Genomic DNA, 10,751 nt, shown 5'->3' on the forward strand with positions numbered 1-10,751 from the left:
GTCAAGCCCATAACTACTAACTCCGAAGGTATTTAGCCCTATGTTCCGGATAATATTCTCCCCAGTGGGCTTCCCACTGTTCTTCCGTGAAATCCGTTCTTACGTAGCGGCTGTTCTGACTTTCTGTGAGATGAAAAAACGTTCTCCAAGGGTGGCCTCCTGCCGGATCGTCGTCTTGGAATAGCGAATTGCAATGCCTGCAGACCCACCCGCCCAAACACCCTTTGAACTGTTTGGCGTGTTGCAATGCTTCTTCTGGTGTTGACCACTCCCCCGACTCCATGAAATGCGCGAACGCCGTGAGGCAGCCGTAGGCAAGCCCGGCTCTCATGCAATTAGGGCATTTGGTCACAGCATGAGTCCTTGTTTGCGGCTCCTCGAATTTCATGCTCGCTGTCGATCCGCCCCCTTGACGGTTTGTTCGGTGCCACCCACCCCTCCGGATCGGCCAGCCACGCAAACAGCCCTTGCTCGGGCAGTGGCGTGTGACCGACCGCCGCCATAAAGGCTCCAGTGCCGGGGAACAAATCCACAACGCTATCCCCCGGCTCGAATCCGAGAACGTCGAGAATGTGGCGGCAGAAAGTGCGGGGCTTCGCGCCCGTCAGCCCGCGCCGCAGGGTGATGCTGGCTGAAACCCAATCCCTGACTGTTGCCCGCTTCCGGTCGCCCTTCCGCCCCCCACGCCAGATAAACGGCTCCCACGCATAGGCCGGATTGACGTTCGGCTTGAACACCGCGAACGGCTTGACCCAGGCTCCCACGCGGGCATCCTCGGGGCACATGGGGAGGATGTGACGAAGGCTCGGCGAGCTGAGCGACATAGCCCACCCGTCAGGGAACTCATCGCAAAGGCGGGCGATCAGCGCCCGATGCCATTCGGGATTATCACAGTCGAGCGCGTCTTCATGGTGCGCGGCGTAGAGCTTTCCGCAGCCTAGATAGGGGGGATCGGCATAGGCGAACCGCATATCAGCAGGCCTCCTTGTCGGTCTTCTTCGACGCCGTCCACCCCTCCGGATCGGCCACCCACCCCTCCGGATCGGCCAGCCACGCCTCCAGCTCGTCGGCGCGCACGGCCTTCGCTCCGGCGCCGAGCCGATACAGGCGCGGAAACCGCCCCCGCTCGGCGTAGCGGACCAGCGTGCGGCGGGACAGCCCCGCGCGCTCGGTGGCGTCACCAAGGCGGACATAGCACGGCGTCGTCATGTCATGACCGGGCGGCTTGTTAGGTCCGCCCGGCTCCCTGTTGATCGTGTCACTCTCCCGCCCCTTCCGCCGCGCCCGCCGCCAGCGTCTCGCGCCGCGCCGCCAGCGCCGCGCTCACCTCGCCGTGCAGCTCGGGGTGCGCCTTGCACAGCTTGGCCATGGCCTTCGCGGCACCGGCCTCCCACGCATCCAGCTCCTCCGCCGTCTGCGCGTCGGCGATCCGGTCAAGCTGCTCCTCCGCCCACGTCTCGGGGGTGGTGCTGCGGGGGGAGGGCTTGAGATCGGCAGCGCGCTTGGGCTGGGGCGCTGGCGGCGCGGCGGGCGCGTCCGCAAAATCTGCGACCTCCTCCGGGACATACAACCCGCTCGTCGCGCCGGGGTAAACCGTCCGGACACCCTCCGACACACAGCGGCTCCGCTTCATCTGCCGCGGGAACTTGGTGTGCATGGGATTCTTAAGCTGCGCCTGCTCGACACGCTGCTCATCCCAGACGATCCGCACGCTTCCTCCTGCCGGATGGCTGAAGGTCGCGTCCGCTACCTCGTCTGTCAGATGGTGCCACTCGACACGGCCACCCGACGCGAGGAAATCGCGCAGCATGGCATCCGCCTTCTTCGTCGGCGTGCCGTTGATCACATGGTAATCACGCGCCGCCGCCACCGCACTCCGCCCCTCGTCCTGCGCCAGCAAGCACAATATCAGCGCGGTGTGGGGGTCTTTCACCCCGAACGCAGCGGATCGGGCCATGGCGTTCGCCACGCGCTCCACTTGCTCTAGAGACATCACCTGAGCATGCCCCCGCTCGATCACTGCCACCTCATTGGCCATCGTCATTCTCCTTCCACCGCGAAGCGCAGCGCGCCGCGCTTGTCGCGTTTGACCGTCAGCCCGTGCCCCGTGCACAGGCTCGCATCGTCCGGCACCAGCCGCTTGATCTCCGCCTTCGCCGCCGCGTGCCGCTCGGCCGCCAGCAGCGTGTCGAGATATTCGCCGGCCTGCGCCGCCCACGCGTTCGAGCCGGTCATGTCGTACTCGCGCACGCCCTTGGGCTTGGGCGGCGGCGGGGGCGGCAGCGGCACCGGCGGCTCGCCTGACCGGACGCACGCCCAAAACCGCTCCTCCGCCTCCAGCAGCGCCGCCGCGTAGTCGGCGTCGAGCGCGTACTCGAACATGACCCAGTCGGCGTTGCCGCGGAACACGGAAAGCACCGCCTGGTCATGGCCCGCGCACAGGCAGTTGTGGGTGAGCTGCGGGACGTAGCGGGCGAACAGATCGGCATCCGGGCCGTACGTGCCGGTGTGCTTGGCCTCGAACACGGCGACGGCCGCGTCGGTGAGCGGATCGAACACCACGCCGTCGAGCGTCGCGCGCATGTACGGGATCGTCGCGTGGACGGCGACCTTGCCGTGGCCATGGACGAGGTTGCCCGTCTGCAGCTCGTACCAGGCGCGGTTAAGCGGCTCGGTGTAGCTGCCCATCTGCACCGCGAGGCTGGCGGACAAGTCGTCCGGCCCCTCCTCGCCGCGCTTCTGCCGCCACAGCGAGAGGATGCGCGCCTCGTCGCCCGACATGATCGTGTTGGCGTCGGAGCCGCCGATCCACGCGTGGCGCTCGGCCACGGCCTTGGGAGACAGGCCCAGCGTGTCGAGCAGGCTCATGTCCGCCCCCTCACGCCGTGCCGGGCGTTGAGCCATGCCAGCGCGGCGCGGTAGCTGCCGTGCCGGTCGATCATGGCCTGGGTGACATAGCCGCTCGGGCGGGGCTTGTGCTGCAGCTCAAGTCTCATGGGGTGTCTCCGAAAAACGGCGAGGGCGTAGGCGGAGGCGGCGGCGTAGGCGAGGGCGAGGGCGTAGGCGAGGGCGGGGGCGGTGGAAGTCATCGGACAGCGGCCCACGCATGGGCGAACCGGACGAGGCAGTCGGCGAGCAGAACCAGCGTCACGAGCGCGGTGCCGCCGAAGTAGAGGGCAATCAGGACGCTCACGGCAGCATCTCCCGCAGCTCGCGCAGCATCTCGCGGCGCAGCTCGGCGATCTCGCGCTCGGCCTCCTGATACCGGCGGAAGGCAGCGAGCAGGTCGTCGTGGTCGTCGTCATCGGTCATGACACCCTCCAGTCGACACGGCCCCAGCGCCAGACATGACGCTGGCGGCGGACGCTCCACACCCGGCGGGGCAGGAGCAGGACACGGCGGCGGACAAAGGCGCGGGTCATGCCCGCACCCAGTCGGCAAGCTGGCGCAGACCCGGCACGCGGTCGTACCAGGCAGGGGTGATGTCGCTGGCCGAACGCCGCTGCACCGCCAGCTGCCGCCACTCCGGGCACAGCTCCGGGTGCGACCGCAGCAGCCACGAGATCGCGCCGTCGATCGGCGGGCGGACGGCGGGATCGTGCTCGCCGACAACAGCCGGGTCGAACCAAACGTCCGGATCCAGCATCCGCGCGAAGAACGGCACCGCCACCTCCAGCGCCTGGCGCGAGAAGCCCAGACAGTGTGCGCCCTCGAGGTCCGGGATCGGCGTGCCCTCGCGCGGGGTCCACCGGCCGCCGCCGATCAGCACGTCGGTGACGGGCGACGGCGCGAAGTCCAACGCGCCGGGAAGGAACTGGCAGTCGTCCTGGAGCAGGAGGAGGCTCCTGCCCTCAAGCCCGGCGGCCACCATCAATGCCAGCGATGTGCCGAAGCACGAGCGCGATCCAGCGTGCCGGAACAGGCCCCGGCCACGCACATTCCACGCCTTGACGAAGACGTATGCCTCAGGGTCGATCGGCTGCGCCGCGAACGCCGCCTGCCGGTCGGTGCGGTGCGGCATGGTGATGACCCGCACGCGGTCGTAGCGCGCGAACAGGCCGCTCATCGCAGCAGCTCCAGGACAAGGCCGATCATGGCCAATGCGAGGCTGGCGAGCACCGCCCACGGCAGAGCCTGCCGGAAAGTGTAGCGCGGCCTCATCGCCCGGCCCTCCGCGCATCGGCGGGCGCCGGATACCGGAGCGCACGGCGTTCGGCGCGCGTCAGGCGGGCGGCCTCGTAGTCGGACATGAGGCCGCTGCCCTCGCAGTCCTCGCAGGGCACGTCCGCCAGTCCCTTGCAGTAGGACGTGCCGTAGCTGCCGATGTACGTCTCGACCTGGCCGTCACCGCCGCAGGTCTGGCAGGGGATCGCCGCCAGCCACCACGGCGGCGCCTTGCGGGGAGCGAGGGGCGGGGTCATTCGAAAATCTCGCCGTAAACCCACGCGTCGCCGTAAACCTGCGCGTTGCCGAAAACCCACGCGTCGCCGTAAACCCGCGCGTTGCCGTAAATCCGCGCGTGGCCGTAAACCCACGCGTCGCCGTAAACCCGCGCGTCGCCGGAGACCCACGCGTCGCCGAAAACCTGCGCGTCGTCGGAAACCCGCGCGTCGCCGAAAACCCGCGCGTTGCCGGAGACCCACGCGTCGCCGTAAATCCGCGCGTGGCCGGAAACCCGCGCGTGGCCGGAAACCCGCGCGTTGCCGAAAACCCACGCGTTGCCGAAAACCCGCGCGTCGTCGAAAACCCACGCGTCGCCGTAAACCCGCGCGTCGCCGGAGACCCACGCGTCGCCGAAAACCTGCGCGTCGTCGGAAACCCGCGCGTCGCCGGAGACCCACGCGTCGCCGAAAACCTGCGCGTCGTCGTAAACCCACGCGTCGTCGTGCTCAGACAGATTGTTCTCGCTCTCGATCCACCCTCCCGGATCACCGGCCTTGACCTCGTATCGCGGGATATCCCGCACAGCGCGGATGCGATGCAGGGTTACGCCGTCCTCGACGCGAGTCTCGCCCGTGGTCTGGTACTTGCTGTTGCGGATCGCCAGGGCGTCCTGGATGTTGGGCTTCGCCACCCTTCGTCTCCCCGCCGCGGGATTGCGGCTGTGGGGAGACTATTACGCCCCGTGTAACCTCATGGCAAGAGGAAATTACATCGGGTGCAAATTATTTATGCTGTATCGCGGAGCAGGGCTTCAATGATGACACGAGCCTGCCGCTTGTGAGCGTCAGACAGACGGCTCAGCAGATCGATAATTTCGCCCTCCTTGCCAGGGTCCCGACCGATCAGCTCGTGCGCCTCGCACTGGTACACCTCTGCGAGAGCCTCCACGATCCGCTGGCTGTAGGGCTGCTTGCCGTTCTCAAGCCGCGACAGGCTGGCCGTCGTCATGGGGAGCTTGTCGTCGTCGAACACGGCCAAGCGGTTGACGACCTGCTCCTGGGTCAAGAGCCGGTGCTTCCGCCACGCCTTGAAATACGGACCTGCCATGCCCGGCAGTGTCCTACGCTCAATGTAAAATGGTAATGCCCACGGGTGTAAGATTGCCTCTTGCATAAAGTTACACCGAGTGTAACCTAGTCGGCATGACGCTCGACGAGTATCTTTCGCAGCCCGGCAGGACCGCAGCGCAGCTTGCCGCTGATGCCAACACAAGCGGCGCGACCATCACCCGGCTGCTGTATGGCGACGCCAAGCCATCCGCGGACATGATCCGTGCCATAGTGGAAGCCACGGGCGGGCAGGTCACCGCGGACGATCTGATCTTCGGAGCGCCACGTCCGAAGCCGACACGCGACGCACTGGGCAGGGTCGCCGCGTGACCCGCGCCCCCCGCGCCAACGCGCACCGCTGCCTCCTGCTCACACATCCCGCCATCAACACACCGGCGGGAGCGTAAGCCAATGGTTTCGCACGACCCGTCCCGCAATGGCGCGTTAACCACACCTGTTAACCCGGACGTGATCGTCCTGCCGTTTCCGCCCGCCAGTCTCTCCGGCCACGCCAAGGGCAACGCGCACTGGGCGCGGTCCAAGCTCACCCGGCAGTGGCGTGCGCTGGCCGCCGAGGCCACCCGCGCCGCCGGTGTCGTGGCTCCTCCCGCAGGCGACATCGCGCTGCACGTCACCTTCGTGCCGCCCGACCGGAGGGGCGACAGGATAAATTTCCCCAACCGCTGCAAGGCGCTTTTCGACGGTCTGGCCGACGCGCTCGGCGTCAACGACAGCCGCTTCGTGCCGCAGTTCGACTTCCGTCCGCCCGAGCCGCCGGGGCGGGTGGAGGTGCGGATCGGGGAGGGCGCGCCCATGCGCCGTCCGCTCGTGGAGGCGCTGTTGGCGATCGCCGCGCGGATCCCCGACGCCGGAGACCGCAAGGAGGCGCTGCTTGTGCTGCGCGCCGACGGGCACCTCACCGACGACGACACCGACACGCTCATGCGGGCGTGGGGACTGGAGGGAGCGTGATGGGCAATCACTGGCACAAGCGCTACCATTCCGACGCGCTCGCCGGCATGCTCACGCTTACCCTGGAGGAGCGTGGCGCCTACCAGACGATCCTCGATCTCATCTACGATCGCGGCGGCCCGGTCCCTGACAACGAACGCCTCCTCTCGGGCTACATGGGGTGCTCCATCCGCAAGTGGCGGACGCTTCGCGCTTCGTTGATCGCAGCCGGAAAACTGGCACTGATCGACGGTTACCTCACCAACTTTCGCGCGGAAAAAGAGATCGAAAACGCGCTGAAAACGGCGCGAAAACACGCTGAAAACGGCGCGAAAGGTGGGCGAAAGAGCGCCGAGAACCGTGAAAAGTCCAATGAAAACAACGGAAGTGGGCAAGCCTGGCTTGAGACTGGCTCTACCATACTAGAAGCTAGAAGCCAGAAGCTAGATAAAGAAAGAGAAGAAGAACCCCCCCATAGCCCCCCCGTCGAACCGCATCCGGCGCTGGCGTTTGCCGGCCGGTTCATTCGTGTGAGCCGATCTGATTTCGACAAGTGGCGGGGGGCCTACCCTGCCATCCTGGACCTCAGGGCGGAATTGACGGCGCTCGACGACTGGTTCCGGGGTGCCCCGCAGCACAAGCGCGAGAACTGGTACTCCGTCACATCCGCCAGCCTGTCGCGGAAACACCGCGAGGCGCTGGCCGAACAGCGTCGCCTCGAACGCGAGGACGACGACGAATTCGGGCTGATCGGGCCGTGCTGAGCGGCTGGAAACCCTCCCGCACCGGCAAGCAGCTCTGCCCCGCCTGCAGCGCCACCCGGCGGAACAAGCGCGACCGCTGCCTCTCCGTCACCCGCGACGACCGGGGCCTCGTCTGGTGCTGCCACCACTGTGATTTCCGAGGAGCCGACAATGCCGATAGCCGAACAGCACCGCGAGTGGATCGAAGCCCGCGGGATCGATCCGGCGCTTGCCGAGGCCTTCGGGCTGCAAACCGTCCGGCGGCCGGACGGGAACTGGCTCGCCGTGCCCTACATGCACAGGGGCGAGACCCTCAACCACAAGTACCGGCTGACGACCCGCAAGGACCACCGCATGGACCCCGGCGCGCCGCTGTCCCTCTGGAACGCGGACATGCTCAGCCAGGAGGCGGTGCTCAACGGCTCGGCGCCCGTGGTGATCACGGAGGGCGAGTGGGACGCGTTCGCGGCGATCGAGGCGGGATACCGCTACGTGGTGAGCGTGCCCAACGGTGCGCCCTCGACCGTGACCGCGGACCTCGACCGGGCAGCCCGCTATGAGTGGGCCGACCGCCACGCCGCCGAACTCGCCGCCGTGCGCGAGTTCGTCCTCGCCACCGACGACGACGCCGCCGGACACAACCTGCGCACCGACCTCATCGCCCTGCTCGGCGCCTCCCGCTGCCGGTTCGTCACCTACCCGGCGGGCTGCAAGGACCTGGGCGACGTCCTCCTCGCCCATGGTCCCGGCGAGGTCGTCCACCGCCTCGCCACCGCGCGGCCCGTCCCCGTTCAGGGTCTCTACACGCTCGACGACTTCCCCGAACGCGGCCCGATCCGCGCCTACAGCGTCGGCATCCCCGCCATCGACGAACTCATCAGCATCGTCCCCGGCAAGCTCACCGTCGTCACCGGCTACGCGAACATGGGCAAATCGACCATGATGTACGCGATCATCGCCCACGCGCTCGCCCACCACTTCCCGGTGTGCGTCGCCAGCTTCGAGACCGACGTCAAACCCACCCTTCGCGACGGGCTGCGGGCGGCCCTGCTCAAGTGCGGGCGGCACGAGCTCGCCAACCGCGACTGCAGCGCCGCCGACGCCATCCTGCGCGACCGCCTGTCGATCATTTCGCAGGAGGTCGACGAGGACGCCGAGTTCGACCTGCCCGGCTTCCTCGACCTGTGCGAGGCGGCCGTCCGGCGCCACAAGGTCCGCATGATCGTGCTCGACCCGTGGAACGAGCTCGAGCACAAGCGCCGCCGCGACGAGGCCGAGACCGAGTACATCGGCCGCGCCATCCGCGCCATCAAGCGCTTCGCCACCCGCCACGACGTCGCCTTCTGGATCGTCGCCCACCCGGCCAAGCCACCGCACGGCCAGCGCGGAACCCCCGGCCTCTACGAGATCAGCGGCTCCGCGCACTGGGCCAACAAGCCCGACTACGGCCTCACCTACCACCGGCCGAAGTTCGACGAGAACCTCGCCCACATCGTCGTCAACAAGGTCCGCGACGGCATGCCCGGACGCCGGGGCAAGGCCGAAGTCACCTTCGACTTCCGCACCTCCACCTTCCGCGCCGTCCTGCCCGGAGCGCCCGCATGACCCCTGCTCTCAACGTTGCCCCGCCGCAGATCGCGGACAGCGGCAACGACACCCCCTACCGGTCCCGCGTGCTCCTTGTCCCGACCGTCGCCGGCGGGACCGAAGGCCAGGCACCTGACGGCACTCATCCGCCGCGGGAACCGGGTACTGCATTGGCGGAAATGCCTGGCAACGGCGACACAGTATTGGAGAGACTATGAGCAGCGCAAATATTCTCGACTTCCACTGTGAGAAAGTCGACCAGAACTCGTGCTGTTATTGCGGAAGCACATTTGACCTGTGCCGGGATCATGTAATCCCTACAAGCTATCTTCGCGTCAAGCGTCGCTACGAGGGCGATTGGCTCGTGCCTGCATGCCGGTCCTGCAATTCTGTTCTTGGCGACGAGCTTATCTTCAATGTCCCCGATCGCGCTCTTTGGGTCGCGGCCTCTTTTCGTAAGAGATACAGGCGCGAACTCAGTATGCCTGAATGGGAAGAGGACGAAATAGAAGAACTCGGGAAAAACATGCGCGAAGTAGTTAGGCAGGGCCTTAAGCTGAAGGCTGAACTTCGGGCGCGACTGAGGCATCTCGAAACTGTCGCATCAATGCCGGTGTCCTACTTGACATCTCTCAGGCCCTATATCTTCGAGGAGGAGATACCGGAGTTCATGGAGGATCAGGAGGGATACGATCCCCGGAGTGTTCTCGGGCGGGCTGTTATCCGAAAGAGGCTTTCCGACTCTCAGGTCTATTATCTGACACGCTCCATCGCAGAAAAATCCAAGCGTTGCCGGGAACTTACAGAAAGCGGAACCTCCTGACATGGGCAAGTCCCTCATCCGCAGCCTCGTGGCGCTGGCCGCCCGTCACGCGCGGCTCACGCCCGCGGCCGTCGTGTCCCGCTCCCGGCGGCACACGCATGTCGAGGCGCGCGTCGCCGTCTACCACTTCGCCCATGCGCGCGGCATGTCCTACGCCCACATCGCCGCCGTCCTCGGACGCGATCACACCACCGTCCTCCACGGCTGTCAGACGGTGCCCCAGCGTCTCGCCACCAGCGCCCGCTACCGCGCGCTCCACGAGGCCATGGCCGCCAGCATCGCCGCCGGGGCGCTCGACCGACATGCTGCCGTGCGGCTGCCGACGGACGCGGCACCACCGCCACCGCCGCCACCGCCGCCACCGCCGCCACCACCGCCTTCGCCGCCGCCCCGGCTCGACCGCATCGAGCGCGCCGACGCCGAGCACCGCGCGCAGCAGATCGCGGGCAGCGCCATGCTGCTCGACGCCATGATCAACCAGGGAGTCCTCGCCGCATGAGCAACGACGGAGTTTTCGCATCCCTGCCGCAAAATCATTTCGGTGCAATCCTGCTTGATCCTCCTTGGTCGTTCACCGTGTGGTCCAAGGACACAGGGTCCGCCCGCTCGCCGGAAGCCCACTACAGGACCATGAGCATGGACGACCTTGCGGCACTTCCGATTAGCACTCTCGCAGCTCGAGACTGCGCGCTGTTCTGCTGGGTTTGCTGGCCTTCACTCCCCCAAGCGCTGCGCGTCATAGAAGCTTGGGGATTTGACTATAAAACGTGCGCCTTCGACTGGATGAAGGCGAGAACCGACCAGATCGAGATGTTCCGCGATGACGGGGATGTCCAGATCGGCATGGGATACTGGACCAGAGCAAACACGGAACCCTGTCTCCTGGCCACGCGCGGCAAACCCAGGCGCCTGCACGCCGACGTGAGGCAGGGCATCATCGAACCGCGCAGACAGCACAGCCGTAAACCCGACTGCGTGCACAGCAGGATCGAGCGCCTTGTCGCGGGGCCATACCTCGAGTTGTTCGCGCGCGCTCCGCGTAATGGCTGGACGGTGTGGGGCAATGAAACCTCCAAGTTCGGAGCAGCCGCATGAGCAGTCTCAACAAGGTGATCCTGATCGGCAATTTGGGCGCCGATCCGGAGGTGAAGAGTT

At 66.7% G+C, this 10,751-nt stretch carries 17 protein-coding genes; 7 read left to right on the top strand and 10 right to left on the bottom strand.

The window, feature by feature from the left end; translation table 11 throughout:
- Positions 1–335: 335 nt before the first annotated feature.
- The 10 genes from ETO60_RS10955 to ETO60_RS10995 all read right to left on the bottom strand — a co-directional run bounded on the left by ETO60_RS10955 (position 336) and on the right by ETO60_RS10995 (position 5,490).
- On the bottom strand, positions 336–971 hold the full coding sequence (locus ETO60_RS10955) for a hypothetical protein (RefSeq protein WP_130005661.1): 636 nt from the start codon (positions 969–971) through the stop codon (positions 336–338).
- 1 nt (position 972) lies between these two features.
- Positions 973–1,209, bottom strand: coding sequence for a helix-turn-helix transcriptional regulator (locus ETO60_RS10960; protein ID WP_130005663.1), 237 nt, complete (start codon positions 1,207–1,209; stop codon positions 973–975).
- 49 nt (positions 1,210–1,258) lie between these two features.
- Positions 1,259–2,038: a hypothetical protein gene (locus ETO60_RS10965; RefSeq protein ID WP_130005665.1), complete on the bottom strand. Its 780-nt coding sequence runs from the start codon at positions 2,036–2,038 to the stop codon at positions 1,259–1,261.
- A gap of 2 nt (positions 2,039–2,040) precedes the next feature.
- The gene (locus tag ETO60_RS10970; RefSeq protein WP_165362169.1) at positions 2,041–2,868 is read right to left on the bottom strand and encodes a YqaJ viral recombinase family protein; all 828 of its coding nucleotides are present in this window, start codon (positions 2,866–2,868) and stop codon (positions 2,041–2,043) included.
- A complete protein-coding gene (locus ETO60_RS10975; protein WP_130005669.1) occupies positions 2,865–3,089 on the bottom strand; it encodes a hypothetical protein in 225 nt (74 codons plus the stop codon). The genes ETO60_RS10970 and ETO60_RS10975 overlap by 4 nt, the downstream gene beginning before the upstream one ends.
- Positions 3,090–3,189: 100 nt before the next feature.
- Complete coding sequence (locus ETO60_RS11465; RefSeq protein ID WP_255417002.1) at positions 3,190–3,312, bottom strand: hypothetical protein; 123 nt, start codon at positions 3,310–3,312, stop codon at positions 3,190–3,192.
- A 106-nt stretch (positions 3,313–3,418) separates the two neighbouring features.
- Complete coding sequence (locus ETO60_RS10980; RefSeq protein WP_130005671.1) at positions 3,419–4,066, bottom strand: hypothetical protein; 648 nt, start codon at positions 4,064–4,066, stop codon at positions 3,419–3,421.
- 91 nt (positions 4,067–4,157) lie between these two features.
- Positions 4,158–4,421, bottom strand: coding sequence for a hypothetical protein (locus ETO60_RS10985; protein ID WP_130005673.1), 264 nt, complete (start codon positions 4,419–4,421; stop codon positions 4,158–4,160).
- Positions 4,418–5,074 (bottom strand): hypothetical protein, encoded by a 657-nt coding sequence (locus tag ETO60_RS10990; RefSeq protein ID WP_199798884.1) that lies wholly within the window; start codon positions 5,072–5,074, stop codon positions 4,418–4,420. Before ETO60_RS10990 ends, ETO60_RS10985 begins: the two co-directional genes overlap by 4 nt.
- A gap of 95 nt (positions 5,075–5,169) precedes the next feature.
- A complete protein-coding gene (locus ETO60_RS10995; RefSeq protein WP_165362170.1) occupies positions 5,170–5,490 on the bottom strand; it encodes a helix-turn-helix domain-containing protein in 321 nt (106 codons plus the stop codon).
- 95 nt (positions 5,491–5,585) lie between these two features.
- Here ETO60_RS10995 and ETO60_RS11000 point away from each other — a divergent pair, with 95 nt between their 5' ends.
- The 7 genes from ETO60_RS11000 to ETO60_RS11030 all read left to right on the top strand — a co-directional run bounded on the left by ETO60_RS11000 (position 5,586) and on the right by ETO60_RS11030 (position 10,691).
- Positions 5,586–5,822, top strand: coding sequence for a helix-turn-helix domain-containing protein (locus ETO60_RS11000; protein ID WP_130005676.1), 237 nt, complete (start codon positions 5,586–5,588; stop codon positions 5,820–5,822).
- A gap of 81 nt (positions 5,823–5,903) precedes the next feature.
- Positions 5,904–6,464 carry a hypothetical protein gene (locus ETO60_RS11325; protein ID WP_199798885.1) on the top strand — a complete coding sequence of 187 codons (561 nt, stop codon included), beginning with the start codon at positions 5,904–5,906 and terminating at the stop codon, positions 6,462–6,464.
- Positions 6,464–7,207: a DUF1376 domain-containing protein gene (locus tag ETO60_RS11010; RefSeq protein WP_130005678.1), complete on the top strand. Its 744-nt coding sequence runs from the start codon at positions 6,464–6,466 to the stop codon at positions 7,205–7,207. Before ETO60_RS11325 ends, ETO60_RS11010 begins: the two co-directional genes overlap by 1 nt.
- Positions 7,208–7,357: 150 nt before the next feature.
- On the top strand, positions 7,358–8,791 hold the full coding sequence (locus ETO60_RS11015; protein ID WP_130005680.1) for an AAA family ATPase: 1,434 nt from the start codon (positions 7,358–7,360) through the stop codon (positions 8,789–8,791).
- A gap of 463 nt (positions 8,792–9,254) precedes the next feature.
- Positions 9,255–9,596 carry a hypothetical protein gene (locus ETO60_RS11020; protein WP_130005682.1) on the top strand — a complete coding sequence of 114 codons (342 nt, stop codon included), beginning with the start codon at positions 9,255–9,257 and terminating at the stop codon, positions 9,594–9,596.
- Between the two features lies 1 nt (position 9,597).
- The gene (locus tag ETO60_RS11330) at positions 9,598–10,095 is read left to right on the top strand and encodes a helix-turn-helix domain-containing protein (protein ID WP_130005684.1); all 498 of its coding nucleotides are present in this window, start codon (positions 9,598–9,600) and stop codon (positions 10,093–10,095) included.
- Positions 10,092–10,691, top strand: coding sequence for an MT-A70 family methyltransferase (locus ETO60_RS11030; protein ID WP_130005686.1), 600 nt, complete (start codon positions 10,092–10,094; stop codon positions 10,689–10,691). Before ETO60_RS11330 ends, ETO60_RS11030 begins: the two co-directional genes overlap by 4 nt.
- Positions 10,692–10,751: the final 60 nt, after the last annotated feature.

The sequence above is a fragment of the Qipengyuania thermophila genome (assembly GCF_004153605.1).
Classification (GTDB): Bacteria; Pseudomonadota; Alphaproteobacteria; order Sphingomonadales; family Sphingomonadaceae; genus Qipengyuania_B; species Qipengyuania_B thermophila.

Excerpts from the sequence above, each read along its gene's own strand:
- ETO60_RS11010 (WP_130005678.1), top strand. The coding sequence starts at position 6,464 with ATGGGCAATCACTGGCACAAGCGCTACCATTCCGACGCGCTCGCCGGC.
- ETO60_RS11330 (WP_130005684.1), top strand. The coding sequence starts at position 9,598 with ATGGGCAAGTCCCTCATCCGCAGCCTCGTGGCGCTGGCCGCCCGTCAC.
- ETO60_RS10995 (WP_165362170.1), bottom strand. The coding sequence starts at position 5,490 with ATGGCAGGTCCGTATTTCAAGGCGTGGCGGAAGCACCGGCTCTTGACC.
- ETO60_RS10985 (WP_130005673.1), bottom strand. The coding sequence starts at position 4,421 with ATGACCCCGCCCCTCGCTCCCCGCAAGGCGCCGCCGTGGTGGCTGGCG.
- ETO60_RS11015 (WP_130005680.1), top strand. The coding sequence starts at position 7,358 with ATGCCGATAGCCGAACAGCACCGCGAGTGGATCGAAGCCCGCGGGATC.
- ETO60_RS11000 (WP_130005676.1), top strand. The coding sequence starts at position 5,586 with ATGACGCTCGACGAGTATCTTTCGCAGCCCGGCAGGACCGCAGCGCAG.
- ETO60_RS11020 (WP_130005682.1), top strand. The coding sequence starts at position 9,255 with ATGCCTGAATGGGAAGAGGACGAAATAGAAGAACTCGGGAAAAACATG.
- ETO60_RS10955 (WP_130005661.1), bottom strand. The coding sequence starts at position 971 with ATGCGGTTCGCCTATGCCGATCCCCCCTATCTAGGCTGCGGAAAGCTC.
- ETO60_RS11030 (WP_130005686.1), top strand. The coding sequence starts at position 10,092 with ATGAGCAACGACGGAGTTTTCGCATCCCTGCCGCAAAATCATTTCGGT.
- ETO60_RS10960 (WP_130005663.1), bottom strand. The coding sequence starts at position 1,209 with ATGACGACGCCGTGCTATGTCCGCCTTGGTGACGCCACCGAGCGCGCG.
- ETO60_RS10970 (WP_165362169.1), bottom strand. The coding sequence starts at position 2,868 with ATGAGCCTGCTCGACACGCTGGGCCTGTCTCCCAAGGCCGTGGCCGAG.
- ETO60_RS11325 (WP_199798885.1), top strand. The coding sequence starts at position 5,904 with ATGGTTTCGCACGACCCGTCCCGCAATGGCGCGTTAACCACACCTGTT.
- ETO60_RS11465 (WP_255417002.1), bottom strand. The coding sequence starts at position 3,312 with ATGACCGATGACGACGACCACGACGACCTGCTCGCTGCCTTCCGCCGG.
- ETO60_RS10965 (WP_130005665.1), bottom strand. The coding sequence starts at position 2,038 with ATGGCCAATGAGGTGGCAGTGATCGAGCGGGGGCATGCTCAGGTGATG.
- ETO60_RS10975 (WP_130005669.1), bottom strand. The coding sequence starts at position 3,089 with ATGACTTCCACCGCCCCCGCCCTCGCCTACGCCCTCGCCCTCGCCTAC.
- ETO60_RS10980 (WP_130005671.1), bottom strand. The coding sequence starts at position 4,066 with ATGAGCGGCCTGTTCGCGCGCTACGACCGCGTGCGGGTCATCACCATG.